This window comes from Flavobacterium calami (assembly GCF_038290035.1).
In the GTDB taxonomy this organism is placed as follows: Bacteria; Bacteroidota; Bacteroidia; order Flavobacteriales; family Flavobacteriaceae; genus Flavobacterium; species Flavobacterium calami.
This window is the reverse complement of sequence record NZ_JBBYHS010000010.1, coordinates 74,320-99,063: the sequence shown is the minus strand read 5'-3', so window position 1 is coordinate 99,063 and position 24,744 is coordinate 74,320. Positions and strand designations below refer to the sequence as shown.

Annotated in this window: 22 protein-coding genes; 6 read left to right on the top strand and 16 right to left on the bottom strand. The window is 33.8% G+C overall.

Annotation, left to right across the window (positions count from 1 at the left end):
- Positions 1-20 precede the first annotated feature (20 nt).
- The 13 genes from AAEO57_RS10745 to AAEO57_RS10685 form a co-directional block, all read right to left on the bottom strand.
- Positions 21-854, bottom strand: coding sequence for a glycosyltransferase family 2 protein (locus AAEO57_RS10745; protein ID WP_341692411.1), 834 nt, complete (start codon positions 852-854; stop codon positions 21-23).
- An 18-nt stretch (positions 855-872) separates the two neighbouring features.
- Complete coding sequence (locus AAEO57_RS10740) at positions 873-1,412, bottom strand: LbetaH domain-containing protein (RefSeq protein ID WP_341692409.1); 540 nt, start codon at positions 1,410-1,412, stop codon at positions 873-875.
- Complete coding sequence (locus AAEO57_RS10735) at positions 1,412-2,581, bottom strand: glycosyltransferase (protein ID WP_341692407.1); 1,170 nt, start codon at positions 2,579-2,581, stop codon at positions 1,412-1,414. Before AAEO57_RS10735 ends, AAEO57_RS10740 begins: the two co-directional genes overlap by 1 nt.
- On the bottom strand, positions 2,578-3,780 hold the full coding sequence (locus tag AAEO57_RS10730; protein WP_341692405.1) for a glycosyltransferase: 1,203 nt from the start codon (positions 3,778-3,780) through the stop codon (positions 2,578-2,580). The genes AAEO57_RS10735 and AAEO57_RS10730 overlap by 4 nt, the downstream gene beginning before the upstream one ends.
- A 1-nt stretch (position 3,781) precedes the next feature.
- The gene (locus AAEO57_RS10725) at positions 3,782-4,957 is read right to left on the bottom strand and encodes a glycosyltransferase (protein WP_341692403.1); all 1,176 of its coding nucleotides are present in this window, start codon (positions 4,955-4,957) and stop codon (positions 3,782-3,784) included.
- Positions 4,957-6,210, bottom strand: a complete 1,254-nt coding sequence (wzy, locus tag AAEO57_RS10720; protein WP_341692401.1) for an O-antigen polysaccharide polymerase Wzy — start codon at positions 6,208-6,210, stop codon at positions 4,957-4,959. Before wzy ends, AAEO57_RS10725 begins: the two co-directional genes overlap by 1 nt.
- 5 nt (positions 6,211-6,215) lie before the next feature.
- Positions 6,216-6,809 carry an acyltransferase gene (locus tag AAEO57_RS10715; RefSeq protein WP_341692398.1) on the bottom strand — a complete coding sequence of 198 codons (594 nt, stop codon included), beginning with the start codon at positions 6,807-6,809 and terminating at the stop codon, positions 6,216-6,218.
- On the bottom strand, positions 6,802-7,422 hold the full coding sequence (locus AAEO57_RS10710; RefSeq protein ID WP_341692396.1) for a xenobiotic acyltransferase family protein: 621 nt from the start codon (positions 7,420-7,422) through the stop codon (positions 6,802-6,804). Before AAEO57_RS10710 ends, AAEO57_RS10715 begins: the two co-directional genes overlap by 8 nt.
- Before the next feature lie 49 nt (positions 7,423-7,471).
- Positions 7,472-8,836: a lipopolysaccharide biosynthesis protein gene (locus AAEO57_RS10705; protein ID WP_341692394.1), complete on the bottom strand. Its 1,365-nt coding sequence runs from the start codon at positions 8,834-8,836 to the stop codon at positions 7,472-7,474.
- A 100-nt stretch (positions 8,837-8,936) separates the two neighbouring features.
- The gene (gene gmd, locus AAEO57_RS10700) at positions 8,937-10,019 is read right to left on the bottom strand and encodes a GDP-mannose 4,6-dehydratase (RefSeq protein WP_341692392.1); all 1,083 of its coding nucleotides are present in this window, start codon (positions 10,017-10,019) and stop codon (positions 8,937-8,939) included.
- Positions 10,020-10,262: 243 nt separating this feature from the next.
- On the bottom strand, positions 10,263-11,213 hold the full coding sequence (locus AAEO57_RS10695) for a GDP-L-fucose synthase family protein (protein ID WP_341692389.1): 951 nt from the start codon (positions 11,211-11,213) through the stop codon (positions 10,263-10,265).
- Positions 11,214-11,218: 5 nt separating this feature from the next.
- Positions 11,219-11,644, bottom strand: a complete 426-nt coding sequence (locus tag AAEO57_RS10690) for an adenylyltransferase/cytidyltransferase family protein (protein WP_341692387.1) — start codon at positions 11,642-11,644, stop codon at positions 11,219-11,221.
- A 38-nt stretch (positions 11,645-11,682) separates the two neighbouring features.
- Positions 11,683-12,300: a hypothetical protein gene (locus AAEO57_RS10685; protein WP_341692385.1), complete on the bottom strand. Its 618-nt coding sequence runs from the start codon at positions 12,298-12,300 to the stop codon at positions 11,683-11,685.
- Positions 12,301-12,863: 563 nt separating this feature from the next.
- On the opposite strand from AAEO57_RS10685, the gene AAEO57_RS10680 reads away from it, so the two are divergent.
- Both AAEO57_RS10680 and AAEO57_RS10675 read left to right on the top strand, forming a co-directional pair.
- Entirely contained in the window at positions 12,864-13,829 is a 966-nt protein-coding gene (locus AAEO57_RS10680) for a T9SS C-terminal target domain-containing protein (RefSeq protein ID WP_341692383.1), read from the top strand.
- 1,958 nt (positions 13,830-15,787) lie between these two features.
- On the top strand, positions 15,788-16,303 hold the full coding sequence (locus AAEO57_RS10675; RefSeq protein WP_341692381.1) for an alpha/beta hydrolase family protein: 516 nt from the start codon (positions 15,788-15,790) through the stop codon (positions 16,301-16,303).
- A gap of 528 nt (positions 16,304-16,831) precedes the next feature.
- Here the strand turns inward: AAEO57_RS10675 and AAEO57_RS10670 are convergent.
- The 3 genes from AAEO57_RS10670 to AAEO57_RS10660 form a co-directional block, all read right to left on the bottom strand.
- Entirely contained in the window at positions 16,832-17,110 is a 279-nt protein-coding gene (locus AAEO57_RS10670; RefSeq protein WP_341692379.1) for a DUF6520 family protein, read from the bottom strand.
- A gap of 39 nt (positions 17,111-17,149) precedes the next feature.
- The gene (locus AAEO57_RS10665) at positions 17,150-18,718 is read right to left on the bottom strand and encodes a MauE/DoxX family redox-associated membrane protein (RefSeq protein ID WP_341692377.1); all 1,569 of its coding nucleotides are present in this window, start codon (positions 18,716-18,718) and stop codon (positions 17,150-17,152) included.
- 571 nt (positions 18,719-19,289) lie between these two features.
- The gene (locus AAEO57_RS10660) at positions 19,290-20,375 is read right to left on the bottom strand and encodes a PAS domain-containing sensor histidine kinase (protein ID WP_341692375.1); all 1,086 of its coding nucleotides are present in this window, start codon (positions 20,373-20,375) and stop codon (positions 19,290-19,292) included.
- 670 nt (positions 20,376-21,045) lie between these two features.
- On the opposite strand from AAEO57_RS10660, the gene AAEO57_RS10655 reads away from it, so the two are divergent.
- The 4 genes from AAEO57_RS10655 to AAEO57_RS10640 all read left to right on the top strand — a co-directional run bounded on the left by AAEO57_RS10655 (position 21,046) and on the right by AAEO57_RS10640 (position 24,739).
- Entirely contained in the window at positions 21,046-22,908 is a 1,863-nt protein-coding gene (locus tag AAEO57_RS10655; RefSeq protein WP_341692373.1) for an ABC-F family ATP-binding cassette domain-containing protein, read from the top strand.
- Between the two features lie 80 nt (positions 22,909-22,988).
- Positions 22,989-23,354 carry a four helix bundle protein gene (locus AAEO57_RS10650; RefSeq protein WP_341692371.1) on the top strand — a complete coding sequence of 122 codons (366 nt, stop codon included), beginning with the start codon at positions 22,989-22,991 and terminating at the stop codon, positions 23,352-23,354.
- 113 nt (positions 23,355-23,467) lie between these two features.
- Positions 23,468-23,938: an FKBP-type peptidyl-prolyl cis-trans isomerase gene (locus AAEO57_RS10645; protein WP_341692369.1), complete on the top strand. Its 471-nt coding sequence runs from the start codon at positions 23,468-23,470 to the stop codon at positions 23,936-23,938.
- A 9-nt stretch (positions 23,939-23,947) separates the two neighbouring features.
- Positions 23,948-24,739 carry an O-methyltransferase gene (locus AAEO57_RS10640; protein ID WP_341692367.1) on the top strand — a complete coding sequence of 264 codons (792 nt, stop codon included), beginning with the start codon at positions 23,948-23,950 and terminating at the stop codon, positions 24,737-24,739.
- Positions 24,740-24,744 lie beyond the last annotated feature (5 nt).

Sequence of the window (24,744 nt, the reverse complement as noted above, 5' to 3'; positions counted from 1 at the left end):
ATTATGATTAACTAAGGAAATTATTTTATTTCTTTTTTCTTGCTAAGTAATTCTTTGCTTTTTAAAACAATAAAATACTCATAAATAGATTGTAAAGTGGCATACGTCAGACCCGCACTCCCATCTAAGAATGCCCTTCTGCCAATGACCATATAAAGCCATTTTATTAAAGGACGTCCGGGCAATTTGTAAAACAATCCTTTCTGATGGTATCTTTTTTCTGTAAAGTCTTTACCAAACATAGCCTTTCTGAAAGAAAAAGTAACCCCCTGATCTAAATCTTTAACCCTTGTTAAAGCTTCCATATCTGCGTAACTTAAATGTCTCTGAATCCAGAATCTAAAACCTTTGCTAAATGGATAATGATCTAAGAACCCTTCGATTTTACCAGTCGGACCCTCCGGAATTGAAACCGGATTTACTAATCTTTCATAACGCATCTTGTCAGGACGAAATAATCTCAGGTAAAATGGGGACATTTGTGCATGTTTTAGCCATTTCCCGTTCCATGCAAAATCCCTTCTTCTCAATTCGTATGCAACTAATTCAGAGTTCGTATCTGGTTTGAGTGCTTTTATTGCATTTAATAATGACTCCGAAACCCTTTCATCAGCATCAATATAAAGTACCCACGGATATTTGAATTTTATGTTTGCCAATCCCCAATTCTGATGTGCTGACCAGTTGTCAAAAACCCGCTGCGTAATAGTGGCACCAGCGTTTTCTGCAATAGTGACTGTTTTGTCATCACTAAAAGAATCGAACACATGTATATCATCACTCCAGGCTACTGATGCCAGACAGCCCGGTAAATCCTGTTCTTCGTTTTTAGTGAGTATTAATATTGAAATCATAGTTATACATTAGCAAAATTAATCCGTTATTATTCTGTTTTTAATGACTTTAGCAGGATTTCCTGCTACTATCGTCCAAGGATCAACATCCTTAATTACCACAGCCCTTGCTCCAATTATCGCTCCTTCACCAATCAATGTATTGGTCATTATAAAAGCTTCAGCAGCAATCCAAGCAAAATCTTCAATTTTTATTTCTCCAATGGCCAAAGGAACATTTAATGAAGTGGTTTCATGCGTTGCACTGCATAAATAAGTTCTCTGAGACACTGTCACTTTGTTTCCTATAATAGTCTGGCCTAAATGTAATTGTACCTGAGGTCCTAATGTAGAATGGATGCCCATTGTTAAATTCTTTGGTGACGGAATATAAGCAGATGCATAGATGTTGCAATATTTACCAATTTTGGCTCCAAAAAGTTTCAATAAAAAAATTCTCCAGCCATTGAAAAAAGGCAAAGAAAAAGGTCTGAATAAAAATAATGATGTTAAACGCCAAAGCAATCGATAAGCTTTATCTGACTTCGGTATTGTATCAACATATTTAGGAATTTCCATTAAATATTCTTTAAGGTTTGAATATATTTATTCGCACAAGCATCGATGTCAAATTTGTTCAGATACGTTTCAAAAGCTTTTAATCCTTTCATTTCTAAATTTTCATCGGATTGTTCTATTATTTCTGAGAGCACATTTTTCAGCGCGTTATTTTCTTCGAGACTGACTACCCATCCACCGCCTCCTTCATGGATTTCTGTCCAAATATTTACATTTTTGGTTATTAAAACTGGTTTTTTGCAGGCCATTGCCTCCACAATAGCTATACCAAAATTTTCCTGATGGCTTGGTAAAAAATAGGCTTCGCAGTTATAAAATGCCCCCCATTTGCTTTTGCCTGATAACATCCCCGGGAAATGTATTTTTGGATTATTTACAGCCAGTTGTATCATTTCTTTTGCATAATCAGACTCCGTTGGACCAGCTATAACCAAATCCGGGAAATCTGAACCTTCTACACATAATTGATTGTATGCCTTAATCAGTAAGTCAACCCCTTTTTTTTCGTGGATACGACTCAAAAAAAGAAAGTATTTTTTCCCTTCAGCTGTTGGACAGTTTTTATAAAACTCTTCTTTAAGCGTAATATTGTTTTCCGGTGGCCTCTGAATGCCATACCCTACATTACATACTTTTTTAGGATTGTATTTTTTAAAAGTAGTAGCTGCTAATCGCATTTCCTCCTCACAAGTAAAAAAAACAGCATCTGTCTGATTAATACATTTTTTTTCTATGAATTCCCAGACCCATTGATTTCGCAAAGCTTTCCATTTTCTGTCTGCTGCTTTTTGAAAATAAGGATCCAGCATTCCGTGTGGCATAATTACAACCTTGGGAACATACTGTTGTTTCCTTAAAGACCTGATTGCTTTATACACTGCTAAATTATGATACTGCCAAAGTCCGTGAACAATTACAAAATCATATTTTTCAATATGTTGTTTTAACCATTTTAACAATTTTGGCTGATATTGGTAAGAGGTTTTACCATTGCCTACTTTAAAAATGGTAAAATTATCTGTTACAGGATAACTGGTATCCGGATCATCCATACAAACTACTTCTGTTGTAATTCCAGATTTATCAAAATAAGGCGTAGCATTGCGTATACCCTGGCAAGGCCCTCCATTACTTGGATGCATTGATGAAATGACACGAAGGATTTTCATATCTGTGAAAGTAAAACAAGTTCTTCTGCAAACTTTTTATAATTAGTACTAGCAGAATAATTCGCCAACCAATAATTTCTGACTTCCATTCTGTCTTTAGGATTATCGTACATTTTCTTTAAATAATTACAAATAACATTTTGATTTGTTTCTAAATCTATTAAAAATCCTGTTTTTTCATTAACAATTTCAGATACTCCTCCTACATCTGTTGCTAAAATAGGAATACCAAATGATATTGCTTCCATCATTGAAACTGGTATTCCTTCTGAGGAACTTAAATTTATTAATACATCTACAGCATTATTTGAATAAAATTCAAAAATTTTCTTATTACTTACTCTTCCATGAAAAATAGATTTCAAATTTTCTAAATTTTCATTATATATATCCTTTTTAATTTCTGGCAACATATCCCCATCTCCGAAATGATTCCAAACAATCTCAACACCTGGATTCTTTTTAGAAAATTTTTTTATTACACTCGCAATTAAACCAACATTTTTAACAGCAATAACATTCGATACAGAAACTATTGAAAACTTATTGGATGAAGAACTTTTAGCAATAAAATTATTATCTATAGCACCTAATTTTGACACACTTATATTATTCGTATTATATTTATTTTTTAAGTACGAATATCCATCGTCCGAAATTGAAAATACCCTATCTACCTTAGTAATACTACATTCTCTACCAGGAAAAAAACATAATTGAGAAATTTCCTCATATAAGTCTCCTCTGTGAACACGAGTAACAATTTTTCTACCAGCTTTATTATGCTCACAAAATGAATCTACAAAAGCGTTATACCAATAAGAATAAATTAAGTTATTATTGTTTTCAGAAATCAAAGTTGGAAGCTTATTACTATAAATAGTATAGGAAACCAAATATTTAAAAAGTTCTTTTGCCTTCTTCAAACTCAAAATCTTTGAAAAATTAGTGAAAATTATTTTATAAAAATGTAATGTCATAATCGCCTTCAAGCACCATTTAAATTTATTCTCATAATCTTTACAAATCAGATTATTTACAAATACATTTGAAGGCAGCTCCCTTACGTCAATTGAACTTGTTGAAGGATAAATCGTAATACTCTTAAAATATTTACTTAAAATTAGAATTTCAGATTCTAAAAAAGTTTCACTTTTTCCATAAGGAAATTGTCTAGTAACAATCACTAAGTTTAACATTTCAAAATAATGTATTAATAAAAGAGTCTATATTCTTGCATTGGACTTTGTAATTAAAATTTAAATCAGCAGTGATCTTCCCATTCATCCCAATATTTACATAATATTCTTTATTCTTAAGCACTTTAATAATATTTTCTCCTAAACATTCTGGAGTGCTTTCTTCAAGAATTATAGAATTAAAACCATCCTTTAAATAGTTCATATATTCTCCAACATTTGTAGCCAAAACAAGCTTACCAATAGACATATATTCTCCTAATTTTGTAGGGAAGCAAAAATTATTTTGTAGATTATCAGGCTTATTTATCAAGCCTAATAAAGCATTCTGTTGATATTCTAAAACTTCAGCATCACTTAAATACCCTAAAAACTTGATATTTTCCTGCAATTCTAATTTTTTAATTGTTTCCTCAATTATTACTCTATCAGCAGATGATTGCAAATATCCGGTAAAAAAAAGATCAATTTGTTCATTATGATTATGCTTGACATAATGAATGGCTTTTATTAAGCCAATAACACCTTCTTTTTTATCGCTTAACCCTCCTGTATGAATAATGTAGTTTTTTTGATTATTTACATCATAATCGGCTTTTTGAGATACCAACGTATTAGTAATTATGGGCACTTTTAATAAAACACAACTGCTCTTTTTAAATGTTTCTACTAAGTTTTTTAAATTTTCTGAAATAACTATATACCCATCAAATAATTTAAAAATAATTTTTCTTTCAAACCAATATTTAAATTTTGAAGAAAAGACCAAAGGATGCTCGTTTAATTCATAAATAACTTTAGCTCCTCTTAATTTTGAAAGAAAGTAAATCGGTATCCTCCAATTATCTCTTACATCTATTAAAAAAACTACATCGAAATTGTTTCTTTTATTAAGAATATATTGCATTAACTTTAAATAATCAAAAAAATCAAAAAATCTTCTTAAAAGGAAAGATTGTGATCTTTCAGTAGATTTAGATAAATATTTAAATGGGACACCTTCAAAATTACCGGTAATCGATTCGTTCCTCTTACTTCCATTTTTCTCTGTAGCTTGTGGAATTACAATCCTGACATCATTTTTTAATTCCTTCAAACCTTTTACATATAATTGAAGCCTTTTGGTCATTGCTAAACCATTAGGAAAGCCTCCTTTATAAATTACTAATATTTTCATCAAAAATTATTTTTTTTATGAGTCAATATATGCTTAGTTGGTTTAATAAACTCTAGTAATTTCTTTTCATTCATACTCAACATTTTCTTAGATAAACAAACGGAAATAGATATCCACACTAAGCAATATTTAATTGAAAAAGTAGGTTGACCATACACAAACATATCAAAAAAGTATATTAATAAATACGCTGCCAGACCTTTTAATAAAGAATTTTTAGATTTAAAAAAACCCATATACATAGCTCGCAAAAGAATTAATAAAAATGTAACAAGATATATTAATCCTCCCTTCATAATCATATATAAAAAGCCACTTTCTATATTGGTTCTATAATTAACTTCTCTGTAATCATCATTTGAAAAATTCCAGTATTTTATAGGATTATAGTATGCACCATCAATCCCTCTTCCAACCAAATAATCAGAAAAATCAAAATCTTTTATAAAAGCTTCAAATACATCCGATCGAGAATCTTCATCGAGGCGATTAAAAATTTCAAAATTATTTGCATTTACATTTCCTATAAAATAATTGATTAAATATACGATCGCTAAAATTCCAAATAACACAGAGAGTGCTTTAAATTCAAATCTAATTTTATCATTTCCTAAAACATTAATATTAAAGAAAAACAAAAAAAATAAGGAAGCATTTACAACTACACTTCTTCTGCCATAGACAAGACCAATTATCAAAATAGTCAATACGATCAAAAAAGATAAAAAAACGATTTTTTTATTTGTATAACGGGCTAATAACAAAATAATACCTACAGGTGCCAAGCTTGAAATTACAATTATATCTGTAAAATTATTTATAGGATACTGATAAATTAAGTAAAGATGTAATAAAATAAATATTAAAGAAAAAAGAAATAAATTTCTAAGAATTTCTTTAAGACTACTAAGTCTTACAGGCAAAAAAATCACAAAAGGTATTAAATATGAACAAAAATGGAGAGGGTCAAATAATATTACTCTAAGAGATTCCAAATTAATATTATTTATTCTAACAACAATGAAAAGCTGACAGACAATAAAAACGGTAAATAGTATCTTCTTAGAAGATTGTAGATATTGTTTTACAAAATAAATGGATACAATAATAAAACCAATTAAAGCGACGGTTTGTGGAATCCGAAAAAAATTAACACTATAGATTGAAAATAATAATCCAAATAAAGAGTAAAAGAAAATACTTAGAAATAAACTAACATTCAGAAAATGTGATTTATTTTGGAGATGATTCATTTATATTATTTAATTTTTTTTGCAGGATTTCCGGCCCACATTTCATCATTCCCAATGTCTTTTGTAACTACACTACCGGCTCCTATAATTGCACGGTCACCAATTGAAACACCTTTTAATATAATACTATTTGCACCAATAAAAACGTCATTACCAATAAAAATTGATTTTTTTTGCACACCTTCACTACCAATTCTTCTTTGTTCATAATCAATTGGATGAAAATCTGTGTCCCAAATTGAAACATTTCCACCACAGAATAAATATTTACCAATTACAATCTCTTTAGAACAGAAAATAGATACCCCTGAAAAGCCAGAAAAATCTCCTATACTCAAAACTGCTCCAGGCGAAACTTCAATTGTACATGGTTTATACAATCCGACAAAATTTGAGTAAATCGTACTATTAAATTTCAACTTTTTTCCAAAAAAACATTTACCACGATTAACAATTATTAGCTTTCCTTTGATTCTAGGAAAAGATTCAAAACTAACTCTGTTAACTTCAATAATAATAAAATTAATAAAGAAAAAATATATATACCTCAATACATTAACAGGATAAAGCACAAAAAATCTAATTATTTTTTTAAACATGATTTTTTTTTACATGATTAATAAAATTAGTAGGATTATGAAACAATTTAAAATTCTTTTTTAAAGTTTCACTATCCCAATTCCACCATTCCGATTGATTTATAATATCAATAATATTTTGATCAAATCTAAATTTAATATGCTTTGCAGGTATTCCACCGACAACTGAATAAGGTTCTACATCCTTTGTGACAACAGCTCTAGAAGTAATTATTGCTCCATTACCAATTTTAACTGTATTTGGAATAATAACACCTTCTGCGATCCAAACATCATGTCCAATTGTAACATGACCAAACTCTTCAAAATATAGTTTATCTGAAAACGTATGAAAAGGTTTATTATCTGCATAAAAAATTGGATGACTCGAAACAAATGTTGAAGGATGTTTTCCTAAAATTATTTTAACGTTTGGACCTATCGAACAAAATTTTCCAATCGAAGTATTTTTCACTTGAGACTCACTATTTATATATGAAAAATCACCTATTTCTGAATCAATTAGACAAACATTTTCTCCAAGAAAAACATGCCTCCCGAATTTAGAGTTCCTAATATCGCACCCAATAGAAATAATTGCGTTTACATTCTTAAAAGAACGCATATATTTCATTTTTTTAATTAAAAGAAAAATCCTATGTAAACTAAGATTCTTTATAATGTTACTTATTCCAAATCCCATGAGCATTTTTATTTATAATTTTCATGTATTGCAAAGGACATAGTATAACATGAGGAATTAAACATATTATTGTAGCAATTATAACTCCTTTGACACCCATTCCTAAATTTTTAGCAAAAAAAACTGACAATGGAATATTTATAAAAGCTGTAATTAAAATTGAATACATTTGCAGTTTAACTTTACCCGTCCCATTAATAAAATATGTATATGGAGCATAAAAAATCGTTAAAGCAAAAAACACCCCCATATAAAAAGTTAATGAAAATGGTATATTTACACTAGTCCCAATCCATAGTTTATAAACTAATGGAGAAAAGACAACCATAACAGCAATAATGAAAATTGCTGCTAATGAAATTTTACTTAAATTTTGCATAGACTTTTTAATCCAGTCATAATCATTATTTACATAAGCTTCTGTAATTGAAGACCAGTAGGGTGTCAATATAATTGAAATCACCATGTTTGAAATACTTAAATACTTAAAAGCAATATTAAAGGGAACTACCTTTTCTGGACCAAAAATCTGAGTAATAATAATATTGTCAGTCGAAAATAAAACTATCCCTGCAATTTGAATTATAAAAAAACTCATCCCTAATCCAAAAATATCTTTTAAATATTTTTTTTTCCATAAAATTAAACTTGGTTTATAAGGCTTATAAATACCTGAAAAAGCAAATAAATTCAACCATATAAGTATTATTACAGGTATAGCTGAGAATATGATTCCAAATAACAATAAAGAACTTTGCGCTATATTTATCAATATGTATACAACCATTAAAGAACCTATAGAAGTATAAAAATTAATTTTACCTTGCATTGAATGATGCTGATCCGCCGTATAAATAGTCGTTATTAATTTTAACAGCAACTGCAAACAAAAAAAAATAAATACAATCGGCATAAGCAAAGCTAATTCTTTTTGCAATTGAGGGCTAGTATTAAAAATTTTAGTCCAATCAATAAAAAAATTCAAACCCAAAAAGACAATCATTAAAAGCAAGCAAGCGCAACCAATTGTAAAATAAGCTGAACTTACATAAGCTTTTGCCAAGGTTAAGTCTCCCTTTGCCTTGGCTTCAGCAAATTTATTTCTTAAACCATTTCCCAAACCTATGTCAAAAAATGAAAACCAGGCGATGAAAGAATTTAGTGTCAACCATATTCCATAATTTTCAGTGTCTAAAAATTTAATGGTAAGTGGAACAATCATTAAGGAAGAAATTATACTCCCTCCTTTATAGAAAAATGAAATAACGACATGTTTGGTAATATTCTTTGTACGGTTACTCTTAATACCAGTTTTACTATAAATCTTTTTAATTATATTTTTCAATTTGATAATTTGTTTGTGTCAAAAAAATATTTCAAACAATTGAAATAGTAAACTTCAAAAATTTAATTCGTTAGTTAAAATTTCTATTTCAAAAATATTTCTAATACAATTTCAAATCACTCTCCACCATCTCTCTCACCAAAGCAGCTAAATCATATTGAGGTTTCCAACCTAGTTTGGTTTTCGATTTTGTAGGATCTCCAATTAAAAGATCTACTTCTGTAGGACGGTAATATTCCGGGTCTACACGAACCACTACTTTGCCAATTTCTAACTGGTATAATGGGTTATTACAAGATGCTACTTTAGCCACTTCACTTTCATTTTCTCCTTCAAAAGTCAGTGTTACTCCTATTTCGGCAAAAGCCATAATCACGAAATCCCTAATGTAAGTCGTAACTCCTGTTGCTATGACGTAATCCTCAGGTGTATCTTGCTGTAAAATTCTCCACATTGCTTCTACATAATCTTTGGCATGCCCCCAATCTCTTTGAGAATTAAGATTTCCTAAATACAAACAATCCTGTTTTCCTTTTGCAATTGCAGCCGTTGCCATCGTGATTTTACGGGTCACAAAAGTCTCTCCACGTCTTGGAGATTCGTGATTGAACAAAATACCGTTACAAGCAAACATATTATACGCTTCACGGTAGTTTTTTGTGATCCAGAAACCGTAGATCTTGGCAGCCCCATAAGGAGAGCGTGGATAAAACGGAGAGTTTTCGTCATAAAACCCTTTTTCGTTTTTGTTTTCTACCATACCCCCGTAAAGCTCGGAAGTAGAAGCCTGATACACTCTGGTTTTATCAGTCAACCCTAAAATTCTTACTGCTTCTAATATTCTTAGAGTCCCTATTCCGTCTACATTTGCTACATATTCAGGAGAGTCAAAAGATACTTTTACATGAGACATTGCTCCTAAATTATAAATTTCATCCGGCTGTACTTCCTGAATGATTCTGATAATATTAGTCGAATCTGTCAAATCACCATAATGCAATTTAAAGTTCACATGTACCTCATGCTGATCCTGGTAAATATGATCGATTCTCTGTGTGTTAAAAGAAGAGGCACGTCTTTTTACGCCGTGTACCTGATATCCTTTTTCTAATAATAATTCCGCTAAATAAGATCCGTCCTGACCTGTGATTCCTGTTATAAGGGCTACTTTTTGTGTGCTCATGGGTTTGAGTATATGAGTTGTGAATTGTGAATTGTGAATTGTGAGTTGTGAGTTGTGAGTTGTGAGTTGTGAGTTGTGAGTTTTGAGTTTTGAGTTGTGAGTTTTGAGTTGTGAATTGTGAGTTGTCTCTCGCTTTGCTCGATTTTTCTAAGCTTTGAATTCACTTTTATCTTCTCACTTTTCACTTCTTACTTCTTACTTTTCACTTCTTACTTTTCACTTCTTACTAATTAGATAAAAAAACTACATTTTTACTTGTTTGAATGCTTCGATATTATTTAAAAACCATTCGTAGGTTTTTTGGATTCCTTCTGTAAGTTCTATTTTATGTTTCCAGCCTAAATCATGCATTTTGGAAACGTCCATCAATTTTCTTGGAGTTCCGTCAGGCTTTGAGGCATCCCAGATAATTTCTCCTTTATGGCCTGTTATCTGCTGAATCGTTTCTGCAAGATGTCTGATTGTCAAATCTTCGCCTGTTCCTACATTATACAAATAATCAGGTAATTTGTTTTCTAAAGCAAACACTACTGCCTGAGCCATGTCGTCTACAAATAAGAACTCACGCATTGGTGTACCGCTACCCCATAGCGTTACTGGTGCATGATTGTTTTCTCTGGCTTCATGAAATTTTCGGATCATTGCGGGTAAAACATGAGAGGTATTCAAATCAAAATTATCGTGTGTGCCATACAAGTTTGTGGGCATCAAACTCACATAATCCTTTCCAAACTGATTTCTGATGGCCTGACAAGCTTTTACACCCGTAATTTTAGCAATAGCATACCACTCGTTTGTTGGCTCTAAAGTATCTGTCAATAAATAATCTTCTTTTAACGGCTGCGGAGCTAATTTTGGATAAATACAGGAACTTCCCAGAAAAATAAATTTTTCTACGTCATTTTGTAAAGCCGCATCAATCAGATTATTCTGGATTTGCATGTTCTCCATAATAAACTGATAGGGATAATCATTATTCGCCAAAATACCTCCTACACGTGCCGCTGCATCAATAATAACATCTGGTTTTTCACTGGCCATAAAATCAATTACTGCCTGCTGGTTACGAAGATCCAGCTCTTTGCTAGACTTGCCTATTAAATTTGTAAATCCTTTATCTGACAGTGTTCTCCAAATTGCGCTTCCCACCATGCCTTTGTGTCCTGCGATGTAAATTTTTGCTGTACTTTTCATATTATTTAGATTACTTTTAATGCTTCTTTTTCGGCTACTACTTTTCTTAATCCGCTGCTTGAAAAACGATGATCCCTTGCATTAAAATAGAGTTCAATTCCTTTAGATTCGCAATACTGACGCCCGGTGAAGTTTTTTTCACGGTATTCATCGCCTAAAATCCTAACATCAATTTTAAAAGATTTCAAAATATCTTCTAAATCCTGTTCTGTCGCATAGGGCACGATTTCGTCTACAAATTTGCAGCCTTTTAACTGAATATATCTTTCTACCACTGTTTGTGTAGGTCTGTTTTTTTCAGGACGGTCTAATGTAGGATCAGTCTGCAGCGCGCAAATTAAATAATCACACTGACGTTTGGCTTCTTCCAGCATGGTAATATGCCCTGCATGCAGTAAATCGAAGGCACTAAAGGTAATTCCTATCTTCATTGTTTTTTATGCGAAAAATAAATTAAATAATTCTTTGCTTAATAAGCCGAATCTGCGTGGAAACGGTTTTGTCCCAACGCTACCATAAAGCCAAAAGTGATACCCAGATTACTACCTGTCAGGTCTTTTCCAACCAAATCCCCATTATAATACAGTTTTTGCGATAATGTCGATTTGTAGGTCAGATCTGCAAAAAAGGAAACTTTTTCATTTATAAAAATATAAGGTCTTGCACCAATCATCAAAGCTCCAATCTTATCGCGATTGAAATATTGGCTTGACATTACACCAGCTCCGACACCACTATGTACCAGTAATCCAAATTGTCCTCCCGAATTTCTTGATATTTCAATAAGATTTCCCAGGTTATAACAAAGCTCTAAGCTCGCTACAATCTGATCGCTTTTTTTAATTCCCTGATTATACTGATCAAAACCAGCAGATCCCATCACTCCCACATTTTCATTGAACATATAACGCAAGCCTCCCTGGACATGTACCAAGGACAGCGGACCATTTTCTCCAGAAGGTGAAACCAAAGACAAAGGAACAGCCATACCAAATCCGGCTTCCATAAAAAGCTTATCATATCTTAACCTGTATTGAGCTTGTGAAACTGTTGCAATTAAAAATAAAGCAAGAAACATTTTTTTCATAAGAGGTATTTTTGGGGTTTTGTTAAATTTATATTAATAAAAAAATTAAGAAATTACATTTTTTCTACTTATACGAAGAATTGTTAATAATGTTAAATTATGTTTGCACTTTTTTGAAATCAATAACACTATTTTTCTTCGCAAATTTGTTAAAATAACCATGTCTCAACACAGCTACGCTTTTCTAACTCCCATTTGACAGGGGCATTAGAAAATAAAAACAGGTACAAATGTATTGACATTTTTTTAGATTATACGCTTAAAAGTACCTCTGTACAACGAATAATAGACACACAAAAATACATTAATCTCATTACCAATCATATACCCATATCAACAAATTACATCTATTATTAAAATTGTAATAAAAAAATAAACATAATTTAATTTAACTCAATTTAAATAAGAATAATCTTTTTTATAAACACTAAAATTCTTTCATTTCGTACAATCACACAAAAAAATATGCCTTGTTTTAGGCATTTTCTCTGTACATTCGCTAAAAATCTTCAGTCCAACATCTAAATATAACTGTTATTTTTTCTGTTTATTGCCTTATGATTATGAAGGAATGTTTATTATTTTTTCTTTTGTTTATTCATGCCGGTTACAGTCAGGTTTCCGGATGTACAGACCCGATTTCTAAACAATACAACCCTAACGCTGTTATCAACGACGGAAGCTGTGAGTATGAGCACCTTAAAACAAAACCGAAACATTCCTTAAGGCTTAGCGATTCCTTAAAAGAAACCTCGGGACTTATTTATTTCGATCAGCGCTTATGGACACATAACGACGATCATGACCAAACCCTTTACGGACTGGATTCTTTGGGAAAAATTAAAAAGAAAGTTATTCTTCCGGACGTTATCAATCATGATTGGGAAGAAATCTCACAGGACAGCACACATATTTATATTGGAGATTTTGGCAATAACTACTCCGGAAACAGAACTGACCTGAAAATTCTTAAAATTGAAAAAAAATCTTTTTTAGAGCATAACCCAAAAATTGAAACCATTTTGTTTTCGTATTCCGATCAGGCAGATTTTTCATCTTCAAAACCCAACAAAACCGATTTTGACTGCGAAGCTTTTATTGTTTCCAAAGACAGTATTTATTTGTTTACCAAGCAGTGGAAATCCTCTAAAACTGCTATTTATACACTTCCAAATCAATCAGGATCACAAATTGCCACATTAAAATCTGTACTAGACACCAAAGGTTTGGTTACCGGCGCAACTTATCTGGAGAATAAAAAATTAATTGCTTTATGCGGTTACACTAAAGTCGGAAGAGCGTTTTTATATCTGCTCTACGATTTTAAAGATCATGATTTTTTATCCGGAAATAAAAGACGTATCGATTTAAAACTTCCTTTTCATCAAACAGAAGGAATTGCAACCAAAGACGGGCTTCATTATTTTATTACCAATGAATCTTTGGTTCAAAAACCTGTCATTAATGTTCAACAACAGATTCATTATTTGGATTTGAGTGCTGTACTCGGACCGTATATTCAGCCATAACTTCGCTGATGCGGGCACCCTGTGAGCGTTCATCTGCCGCAATTTAAAACCACCAGACGACTTTAGTGTGTTTTATTATAAATTAAACAAATAAGAACCTTGGTTTGATTATTCCATAATTTATTATTAATCAGATATCCTGCAAGGTTTTTCAACCTAGCAGGTGCATATACTGATGAATAAGACACCTACAATGTCTCCCAAAAAAGACCTTGCAGGAGCATTCACTGATAATAATTAACCTGTTGGGTGAAATTAAAATAAGTGTCAGGCTGTGTCCATTCGGCTTCACACAGTATAAACTTAGCCGAAGCCCTTTTGAATCCTTAAGCCTTCGACTCCGCTCAGGATGACACCTGTTCCTTAGGTTCTAAATGATGTTTTACTTAGGCGAAGCTGTTTTGTATTTAAAAGCCTTCGACTCCGCTCAGGATGACACCTGTTCCTTAGGTTCTAAATGATGTTAAACTTAGACGAAGCCCTTTCGAATCCTTAAGTCTTCGGGTTCGCTCAGGATGACACCTGTACCTTAGGTTGTAAATGATTGTTTTACTTAGGCGAAGCTGTTTTGAGTCCTTAAGCCTTCGACTTCGCTCAGGATGACACCTGTTTCTTAGGTTGTAAATGATGTTAAACTTAAACGAAGCCCTTTCGAATCCTTAAGCCTTCGGGTTCGCTCAGGATGACACCTGTTCCTTAGGTTGTAAATGATGTTTTACTTAGGCGAAGCTGTTTTGTATTTAAAAGCCTTCGACTCCGCTCAGGATGACACCTGTTTCTTAGGTTGTAAATGATGTTAAACTTAAACGAAGCCCTTTCGAATCCTTAAGCCTTCGACTCCGCTCAGGATGACACCTGTTTCTTAGGTTGTAAATGATGTTAAACTTAGACGAAGCCTTTCGAATCCTTAAGCCTTCGACTCCGCTCAGGATGACACCTGTACCTTAGCTTCTAAATGATGTTAAACTTAAACGAAGCTCTTTTGAGTCCTTAAGCCTTCGACTCCGCTCAGGACGACACCCGTTTCTTAGGTTCTAAATGATGTTAAACTTAGACGAAGCTGTTTTGTATTTAAAAGCCTTCGACTCCGCTCAGGATGACACCCGTTTCTTAGGTTGTAAATGATGTTTTACTTAGGCGAAGCTGTTTTGTATTTAAAAGCCTTCGACTCCGCTCAGGATGACACCTGTTCCGTAGGTTGTAAATGATGTTTTACTTAGGCGAAACTGTTTTGTATTTAAAAGCCTTCGACTCCGCTCAGGATGACACCTGTTCCTTAGGTTGTAAATAATGTTTTACTTAGGCGAAGCTCTTTTGAGTCCTTAAGCCTTCGACTCCGCTCAGGATGACACCCGTTTCTTAGGTTCTAAATGATGTTAAACTTAGCCGAAGCTCTTTTGAGTCCTTAAGCCTTCGACTCCGCTCAGGATGACACCTGTTCCTTAGGTTCTAAATGATGTTAAACTTAGCCGAAGCTCTTTTGAGTCCTTAAGCCTTCGACTCCGCTCAGGATGACACCCGTTTCTTAGTCCGATAACTGCCACATTCACTACTATTTTTCCTGAATTTTTGTTCACCGGAATTGGGAAAACTTTTTTTTCTATCGCCCGGGTATTTCAAATCATTTATTGGGTTAATCTTACTACTACACTCGGCAGGCTGACAACTTACCATACCAATAATTGAACCCGCTCAAATTATTTCCAAAAATTTACCAGCCCTTTTGCTGTTTCATCATTACAATATGCAACGCACTACATGTTCTATCTTAAGTCCAGAATATTCGCAAAATTCTTCGATCGAGATTAATTGATGTGCTTCTTTGTTGAAATGCCTTTTGATTTTCTGCAAATATAATCTCGCCTGCGGATACTCTTTACCCAGTATGCATTGCACGTCTTTTGGATATATACATACCCTTGTGCCTTTTGGTATCAATTTTTAACTGTTATTTTCTAATGTTTTTTCATGCACTATCCGGAATTATGGGACATTCTTTTGGAGGGTACGAATCAGCCTTTATTATCACCCAGACACCGTTGTTTTCTGCTGCAATTGCCAGCGGGGTTATTAGCGATTTAAACAGTTACTATCACACTGTGAACCAGGACATCGGAAAGCCTGATGTATGGAGGTTTGAACGAGAAGAATGGAATATGCAGGGACCGCCTTCTGAGAACCAGTCCGGTTATCTTTTTAATTCGCCCATTGCGCATGTTCAGAACATAAAGACGCCCGTACTGCTGTGGACAGGAAAAAATGACTGGCAGGTAGACTCCCGCCAGAGTATGGAGTTTTATTCCGCTCTTCGCAGGCATAGCAAAAAAGGAATAATGGTGCTGTATCCTAATGAGGGACATCTTTTAATGAAAACGGAAAACCAAAAAGATGTTACACAAAAAACACTGGAGTGGTTTGATTATTTCCTGAAAGGAAAACAAGGTGTAGGATGGATTGAAAATGTTATTCAATAACGCTCAGGATACACTTCGTCGAAGGCTTTTGAACACGAAAGGGCTTCGACGCCGCTCAGCCTGACACTTATTTTCAATATCATTTAACAATTAAGGTATGGGTGTCATCCTGAATCTATTCGATACGTTCAGGATACACTTCATCGAAGGCTTTTGAACACGAAAGGGCTTCGACGCCGCTCAGCCTGACACTTATTTTCAATATCATTTAACAATTAAGGTATGGGTGTCATCCTGAATCTATTCGATACGCTCAGGATACACTTCGTCGAAGGCTTTTGAACACGAAAGGGCTTCGACTCCGCTCAGCCTGACACTTATTTTCAATATCATTTAACAATTAAGGTATGGGTGCCATCCTGAATCTATTCGATACGTTCAGGATACACTTCATCGAAGGCTTTTGAACACGAAAGGGCTTCGACTCCGCTCAGCCTGACACTTAGTTTTAATTTCGCCCAACGGGTTATTCAGTAGGTTTAAAACAATGCAGTTCCGAACGGAACTGCATTGCCTTTTACAAAAGAATCAATCCGGTTTGTATAGCGGCACAATACAATTGTTAGATTCATTGCGGTATGCCAATGGACCTGAGGTACCCGATACGTGACAAAACTCGTCTTTTGACGTATCATCACAATTTATCGGAACATCATCACACTGACCCTGTGCAGTGGCTGCATATCCCCATTCCTGTGCAAGAGCGCTTTTTGCAGTGCTCTGCATAGAAGTGGTTACAAAAGCTCCCGAAATCGCTAAAACTACTACTCCAAATGGCAGCATGTTTTTTAAAAATAACTTTTTCATGGTATTGATTTTTAAAATTATAATCCGATCTACTTTTTTCTACAGGTGTTCGATCTGCTTCCTGATACTGATCAGTATATTTTTAATGCTTTTTTGTCTTTGCTTTGTTTGAAATTCCTTTTGAATTACATCCCTGAACTTATACACAGCAAGGCTTTTTCCTATCAAAGCATACAATCTTGTTTGGGTAACGATAAAGGAATTTAGTTTTTCACCCGGATGATGATAAATTGGGAAACTTAACAGATAGCTTTTACTATTCAAATCGTACACATCGATTATAAAGGAACGTTCCCATAACACCTCATTTTCGGACTGTCCTTTTACTTTTGAATGCACAAAAAGAAGGTTGTTATAAACAGCAGCATGCGCATTGACCACAAACGAAGGGGAAGACATGGCACGTTCTGTTCCCTTTTTTAAAGACTTCACTTTTATCTTTGCGTGTTTAATCGTGTCGATCGTATTTCCTCTGTAATCCAGGCTTCCGTTTTTATTGGCTACAATAAACTCATTGCGATAGTAGTAGAGGTATATGATTTTCTGTAATTCTTCGCTGTACAACAATGTACCGTCTGTATCGAAAATTCCGTCGATCTGTTTTTGCAGCAAATTTCTTTTATAGCTAATTTTTGGAGTGGTGTCTGCATTGTAAATTCCCAGTACATTGGCAGAGTTCACCGCATTATTTGATCTGAATACCACATGGGTACTATCGATAGGAATGGCACGGGTAAAATAAGGCAATCCCTTAAGTTCTTTTGTTATTGTCCAGTTTTTGAGGTTACCGCTAAAAAGTGCGGGAACGCTTCCGTCCTGTAAAAAAAACTTTGAATTGCGTACCGCAAGGGTTATAGCCCTGAACGAAATGCCTTTTGGATTAAAGGATACTTCTATCGGCTCTCGGTCTTTTAAATCTGTATTCATTGCTAATACATGAGAAGGGCTGGTATAATTTCCCAGATATAGCCTTCCGGCATTGAAACCTGCAAAATAATAGGAATTGAATTTTAAATCTACACTACCGGAAAATTCGGCTGCATGAGTGGGATAGCGCCGGAGAAACGGATTGTTATGGTGCATGATATTTTCTGATGAAAGAAACAATACCACCACAACTGAAATGCTCATCACGATCGTGCCGGCAATCTGTTTTGCTACAGCATAACTACGATTGGATGTTTTGGCTTTCTGCCTGTTCAAAATGATGGCTATAACAGATAAAAGGACAAATACTATATTAAAAACAAGATGTATCTCCCAAGTCATTTTTTCTAATATTCCACCGCAGGAACACGGAATAAATGAGCTATAATTGAGTATAATAAAAATATAAACGCTGAACATGGTCATTAGTGCTAATGTCCCAAAAAGACCAATGCTTCGAAACTTTGCAATCATCAACGCTAGTGCAATTACCAGTTCGATAAGAGGAACTAACCATGCCACCCATACTGCAAAGGCACTTAGCAAAGGAGACTGCCCGAGCTGTACCTGAAAGTTTTCAAAATCTAATAGTTTGCTGACTGCTGCATAAACGAATAACAGGATGTACAGACAACAGATTATTTCTATCACAATACTTTTAAAACGTGCTTTTGACTCCATAACCTTGTGTTTGCTTTTTATACACTATTAATATCTAAACTCTAAACAAATTTAGACAGGCCGTTTTTTAAAAGTGTTTTGAAAAACAGGACAAAAGTTGTGAAAAACGTTCCAATTTAGTCTCTAAAAAATGTTTACAAGATTTTTTATTCGGAATTTACTATTAACCTGAGTTCGATTAATACAGCACAGAACTTGTTTACAAATAAATTATTTCTGTTTCTGAAAGTTTTTTAAGACCATGCCAGTATCTTATCATTAGTATGCTTACCTACAAGGCTGAAAAACCTTGCAGGATATCTAATCAATAACAAATTATGGAATAATCTCACTCAGATTATTACACTTGTTTCTTACTGTAGTTTCTAAAAGCCTACTAAATAAGGGCGTAAAAGAATTGTTCTATCAGGATTTTACCTGAATACGTTTTGCAGCAGAATGACGGCAAAAATATATTTTGAATAAGTAAAATTCAGCAAAATCAAAACATAAGAGACGTATATGAAAAATACCTCAGATTCCGGTGTAATGTAGCAGCAGGTTTTTTATACTGTAACTGTAAGCTCCCGGACTATTTTTTAAAAAAAATAATCCTGACACTTGTGCCTTCAGCTTCGGTACTTTGAATCTCCAGTCTGCAGTTGATTTTTTCGGCCAGATTAAAAACAAGCTGCAGCCCCAGTCCGCTTCCTTTTTCATTTTCTGTACCCCGGCTTGACAGACTGTTCCTGTTTCTTACCATCTCCAGCTTCTCAGCACTCATACCTACTCCGTTATCGGATATTATCACTTCATTTTGGGCAGAGGTTATGGAAATAACACCGTTTTTCGGGGTAAATTTTACCGCATTGGAAATGAGATTTCTCACAATAATGGTTAAAATCTCAAAATCATTTTCTATATTTTTTATTCTGTCCAGATCCGTGACAATAGTGATGTTTTTACGATCACAGGAGAGTTTCACTGACTGCAGCACCCCTTTTACCAAAATATTAAAATCTATAGGAACACTATGGACCTGCAGGCTGTTAAAATTAAATTTTGCCCAGTTAACAGTATTGTCCAGTAATTCTAAAACCCTTACAGACTCCTCCCTTATCTGCCTCATCATGGGAACAAGCTCCTCATGGGAAAAATCCAAATCCATCGCCAGGGAGGAAATTCCTATCAGGTTGGCAACAGGGCTGCGCAGATCATGTCCCAAGACAGACAGCATCATCTCATTATTTGCATTCGCTTTTTTTAAATTTTCCTGCAGCAGCACATCACTGTTAATATCAACATAGGCCGTAATGTATAGATTATTTAAAACCGAAGCTTTAATTTCGAACCATCGCCGCTCTCCTGACGAACAGGTCAGATGCACCTTCATTTTTATAAAATTCTGTTCTCCCCTTGCAATGGCCGCTGCCTGGTCTAACCAGCATCTTAAAATTTCATCACGGTAGATTTTATCGGGATACAGAAGCTCCAGCAGCAGGTTTCTTGAAGAGGCTTCCTTCAAGCTGTAGCCGATCTGTGCAATGAATTTTGCATTATAGAATAATTCCAGATCTTCATTCTGCCTCCTCTCCCAGATTATAATCGGATATGGCAGAAAATCAACGAGTTTGCGAAGTTCTGTTTTTGATATCTCTGATCCATTATAATTATACATGACTGTACACTATTGATTTTTTTGTATAACGTACAAAATAAATAATTTCGTGTTATGTACTCCAAACAAAATTTCATTGCCGGTGCTTCATGCGCAGCGCTGGATTGCATAACGGGGCGAACTGACCACTTAAACAAACTAATTGCTTTTCAATTCTTTGCAGGTTTCAAAACACATTGCAAAATATTTGAGAACAGCAGACAAACCGTTCGGAAGTCAAAAACAATATAGAACCTATCCTCTACACCAGTGTTATCAACACCGACAAAAATTCTTTTTTACCGGCACAACGCCTTTTTACAATATAGAAAGCTGATCAAGAAAGCCGGGATTCCCTGTGCATTTGTTAGAAACCTGTTTACTGAAATCAAAACCAGAATTGTAAGCCAATTTCTTTAAATACTCCATAAAAATATACTGAAATTTGTTCATTTAGCGTCACGACCAGGTACAAAAGAATAAAATATAATTTTTTGCCCGCTTTTTTTTCTATAGGCTATTCCCGATTAAAATGGAAAAGATAGACTAGCGCTATTTTTTTTTGTTACATTCAAAACGGTATCTTTGCCGCTTCAATAAAGAAAAACTGTCTCCGCAAATTGGAGACCAAATTAGAGACCCTGTATGTTTAAAAACATTACAACTATTTGATTTTAAACAAATTAAAAACATGAACTACCTATCTGTAGAAAATATATCAAAGTCATTTGGCGAAAGAGTCCTTTTTGACCACATTTCTTTTGGAATCAATAAAGATCAAAAAATCGCTTTTATTGCAAAAAATGGTTCCGGAAAAACCACCATTATGAGCATTATTAATGGTTTGGAAGAACCAGATACTGGTCAAGTTGTTTTAAGAAAAGGAATCCGAATGGCGTTTCTTTCGCAAGACAATAATCTTCAGGATGAACTTACGATCGAGGAGAGTATTTTCGCTTCAGACAATGAAACCCTTAAAGTGATTGAGGCTTATGAAAAAGCTTTAGAAAATCCTTCTGACGAAGAAGCCTACCAAAAAGCTTTTGACGCAATGGATCAGCACAATGCCTGGGATTTTGAAACGCAATACAAACAGATTTTATTCAAATTAAAGCTGGAAGATTTTAAACTTAAAGTAAAAAATCTTTCCGGGGGACAGAAAAAACGTCTTTCGTTAGCCATAATTCTAATCAACCGACCGGATTTACTGATTCTGGATGAGCCAACCAACCACTTAGACCTGGAAATGATCGAATGGCTGGAGAGTTATTTTGCCAAAGAAAACATCACTTTGTTTATGGTAACGCACGACCGTTTCTTTTTGGAGCGTGTTTGTAATGAAATTATTGAATTAGACAACGGAAAACTATACCAGTACAAAGGAAATTATTCGTATTATTTACAGAAAAAAGAAGAAAGAATTACTTCTGAAAACGCCAGTATTGACAAAGCCAAAAACCTGTTTGTAAAAGAATTAGAATGGATGCGCCGCCAGCCAAAAGCGAGAACAACCAAATCTAAATCACGTCAGGATGATTTTTATATTATTAAAGAAAAAGCACAAAGCCGACGCAAAGAAAACAAGGTCGAACTTGAAATTAATATGGAAAGAATGGGAAGCAAAATCATTGAGCTTCACAAACTTTCTAAAAAATTTAAAGACCGTGTTATTCTGGACAATTTCAGTTTTGATTTTCAGCGTGGAGAAAGAATCGGAATTATCGGCAAAAACGGAACCGGAAAATCAACTTTCTTAAATCTTCTGACAGGAACCATTCCGCCAGACAGCGGACGCGTTGTTACAGGAGATACTATAAAAATCGGGTATTATACGCAGTCCGGGATTAACCCAAAACCTGCTCAGCGTGTTATTGATATCATAAAAGAGTATGGCGAGTATATTCCGTTGACAAAGGGAAAAATTATTTCGGCTTCGCAATTATTGGAACGTTTTCTTTTTGATGCTAAAAAACAATATGACTACGTTGAGAAATTAAGCGGTGGAGAATTAAAGCGTTTATACTTGTGTACGGTTTTAATTCAGAATCCGAACTTTTTGATTCTCGATGAGCCTACAAACGATTTGGACATTGTAACGCTTAACGTTCTTGAAAGTTTTCTTTTGGATTATCCGGGATGTTTATTGGTGGTTTCGCACGACCGTTATTTTATGGATAAAATTGTCGATCATTTATTTGTTTTCAGAGGACAGGGTGAAATCGAAAACTTCCCTGGCAACTATTCTGATTTCAGAGCTTACGAAGACAGCGCCGATGTGGCTCAAAAAGAAGAAAACAAAGCCGAGAAAAAAGAATGGAAACAGAATAATCCAACCGGAAACCTGAGTTTTAACGAACAAAAAGAATATCAAAAAATCGAAAGAGAAATCAAAGATTTAGAAATTGAAAAGTCTAAAATCGAACAATTATTTTCTGACGGAAAAGTGGCTGATGCCGATATTGAGAAAAAAGCCAATGAGCTTCAGAATATCATCCAAAAAATCGACGCAAAAGAAGAACGCTGGTTCGAGCTTTCTGCTAAACTTGAAGGATAGGTTTTAAGTTTTCAGTCGCGGTCGCAGTTTTCAGTTTTGTACAAAAGAGAGAAAATTCTTTATTTTACAAAAACTAAAATATGGATTTTAAAGAACTATTAGCTTATAAAAAGTCATTTGAACTTGCAATGGAAATTTTTGAATTATCAAAAACATTTCCCAAAGAAGAAAGGTTTTCGTTAACCGATCAAATACGTCGATCTTCAAGAAGTGTTTCTGCTAATATTGCTGAATCATACAGGAAAAGAAGATATCCAAATCACTTTATTAGCAAATTGACCGATAGCGATGCTGAAAATTCAGAAACAAATACATGGCTTGAGTTTTCATTAAAATGCGAATATATTAGCAAAGAGACTTTTGACAAGTTAAACATTAAAAGTATTGAAATTGGAAGACTGATAAATTATATGATTAACAATCCGAATAAATTTGGATGTAATTAGAAAATAAAATATACGATTTAAAAAAACTGAAAACTGCGACTGTGACTACGATTACCACTGCGACTAAAAACTAATTTCCATATATTTACGCCCTTAAAAAAATTAGATACCACATGAAAAAATTATTAACCGTATTATTTACTTTAGCATTATTTGTTTCTTGTACAGGTGTAGAAAAAGATAATTCTGAACCGCCAAAAGATTACACAGAACAAAATGAACAAGAGATTAAAGATTATTTAACTAAAAATAATTTAACCGCAACAAGAACCGATTCTGGTCTTTATTACATCATTAATGAACCAGGTGAAGGTACTCAGCCAACAGCCACTTCGAATGTAACCGTTGCTTATAAAGGTTATTTTACAAACGAAAAAGTATTTGATCAAAGTAAAGACACTGGAATTTCATTTGGTTTAAACCAAGTAATCAAAGGATGGACAGAAGGTATTCCATATTTTAAAGAAGGTGGATCTGGAGTACTATTAATACCAGCCCGCTTAGGCTATGGTAGTTATGATTACATGACAATACCTGGAGGTTCTGTACTTATTTTCGACGTAAAACTGATTAAAGTAAACTAATATTTTTAGATGCTTTTTCAAATAAAATCTTTTTTGACATTTCTCTGGCATTCTAAAAACGAACATGCGGTACACTCGCCGTTTGTTTTTAGTTTGCTGACAAAATGTTTTTATGATAAAAAAGCAAAACCGGAATATGCAATTCTAAAAAAGTACAGAAAATCGCTTTTAGAGAATAAAAACTTCATTGAAGTAACCGATTTTGGAGCAGGTTCGAGAGTTTTTAAATCCAATCGAAGACAAATTTCTAAAATTGCAGAGACAGCTGGAATTTCGACAAAACGAGCAGAGTTATTATTTAGAGTTTCCAATTATTTCAAACCAAAAAGTGTTTTAGAAATTGGAACTTCTTTAGGTCTGGCGACTGCGGCTTTGGCTTTTGGAAATAAAAACGCAAAAATTATTACATTAGAAGGCTGTCCGAATACTGCAAATGTTGCTCAAAATCAATTTACAGCGTTTGATTGCCATAACGTAGATTCAGTTGTAACAGAATTTGAAAACTATCTTCAAGCCATTCAACTGAGGCTGAAAAGCGAGACTGAAAACTTCGATTTAATATATTTTGACGGAAATCATTCTAAAAAAGCAACTTTAGCCTATTTTGACCTTTTACTTCCAACTATAGATAATGATTCGGTTTGGATTTTCGATGATATTCATTGGTCAGAAGACATGGAAAGAGCCTGGGAAATTATTAAAAACCACCCCAAAGTAAAAGTTACGATAGATACTTTTCAGTGGGGATTTGTATTTTTCAGATACGAGCAGCCAAAAGAACATTTTGTAATCCGGGCATAAAAAAA

Coding starts and splice junctions, on each gene's coding strand:
- AAEO57_RS10745 (WP_341692411.1), bottom strand. CDS start 854: ATGATTTCAATATTAATACTCACTAAAAACGAAGAACAGGATTTACCG.
- AAEO57_RS10740 (WP_341692409.1), bottom strand. CDS start 1,412: ATGGAAATTCCTAAATATGTTGATACAATACCGAAGTCAGATAAAGCT.
- AAEO57_RS10735 (WP_341692407.1), bottom strand. CDS start 2,581: ATGAAAATCCTTCGTGTCATTTCATCAATGCATCCAAGTAATGGAGGG.
- AAEO57_RS10730 (WP_341692405.1), bottom strand. CDS start 3,780: ATGTTAAACTTAGTGATTGTTACTAGACAATTTCCTTATGGAAAAAGT.
- AAEO57_RS10725 (WP_341692403.1), bottom strand. CDS start 4,957: ATGAAAATATTAGTAATTTATAAAGGAGGCTTTCCTAATGGTTTAGCA.
- wzy (WP_341692401.1), bottom strand. CDS start 6,210: ATGAATCATCTCCAAAATAAATCACATTTTCTGAATGTTAGTTTATTT.
- AAEO57_RS10715 (WP_341692398.1), bottom strand. CDS start 6,809: ATGTTTAAAAAAATAATTAGATTTTTTGTGCTTTATCCTGTTAATGTA.
- AAEO57_RS10710 (WP_341692396.1), bottom strand. CDS start 7,422: ATGAAATATATGCGTTCTTTTAAGAATGTAAACGCAATTATTTCTATT.
- gmd (WP_341692392.1), bottom strand. CDS start 10,019: ATGAGCACACAAAAAGTAGCCCTTATAACAGGAATCACAGGTCAGGAC.
- AAEO57_RS10695 (WP_341692389.1), bottom strand. CDS start 11,213: ATGAAAAGTACAGCAAAAATTTACATCGCAGGACACAAAGGCATGGTG.
- AAEO57_RS10690 (WP_341692387.1), bottom strand. CDS start 11,644: ATGAAGATAGGAATTACCTTTAGTGCCTTCGATTTACTGCATGCAGGG.
- AAEO57_RS10685 (WP_341692385.1), bottom strand. CDS start 12,300: ATGAAAAAAATGTTTCTTGCTTTATTTTTAATTGCAACAGTTTCACAA.
- AAEO57_RS10680 (WP_341692383.1), top strand. CDS start 12,864: ATGAAGGAATGTTTATTATTTTTTCTTTTGTTTATTCATGCCGGTTAC.
- AAEO57_RS10675 (WP_341692381.1), top strand. CDS start 15,788: ATGTTTTTTCATGCACTATCCGGAATTATGGGACATTCTTTTGGAGGG.
- AAEO57_RS10670 (WP_341692379.1), bottom strand. CDS start 17,110: ATGAAAAAGTTATTTTTAAAAAACATGCTGCCATTTGGAGTAGTAGTT.
- AAEO57_RS10665 (WP_341692377.1), bottom strand. CDS start 18,718: ATGGAGTCAAAAGCACGTTTTAAAAGTATTGTGATAGAAATAATCTGT.
- AAEO57_RS10660 (WP_341692375.1), bottom strand. CDS start 20,375: ATGTATAATTATAATGGATCAGAGATATCAAAAACAGAACTTCGCAAA.
- AAEO57_RS10655 (WP_341692373.1), top strand. CDS start 21,046: ATGAACTACCTATCTGTAGAAAATATATCAAAGTCATTTGGCGAAAGA.
- AAEO57_RS10650 (WP_341692371.1), top strand. CDS start 22,989: ATGGATTTTAAAGAACTATTAGCTTATAAAAAGTCATTTGAACTTGCA.
- AAEO57_RS10645 (WP_341692369.1), top strand. CDS start 23,468: ATGAAAAAATTATTAACCGTATTATTTACTTTAGCATTATTTGTTTCT.
- AAEO57_RS10640 (WP_341692367.1), top strand. CDS start 23,948: ATGCTTTTTCAAATAAAATCTTTTTTGACATTTCTCTGGCATTCTAAA.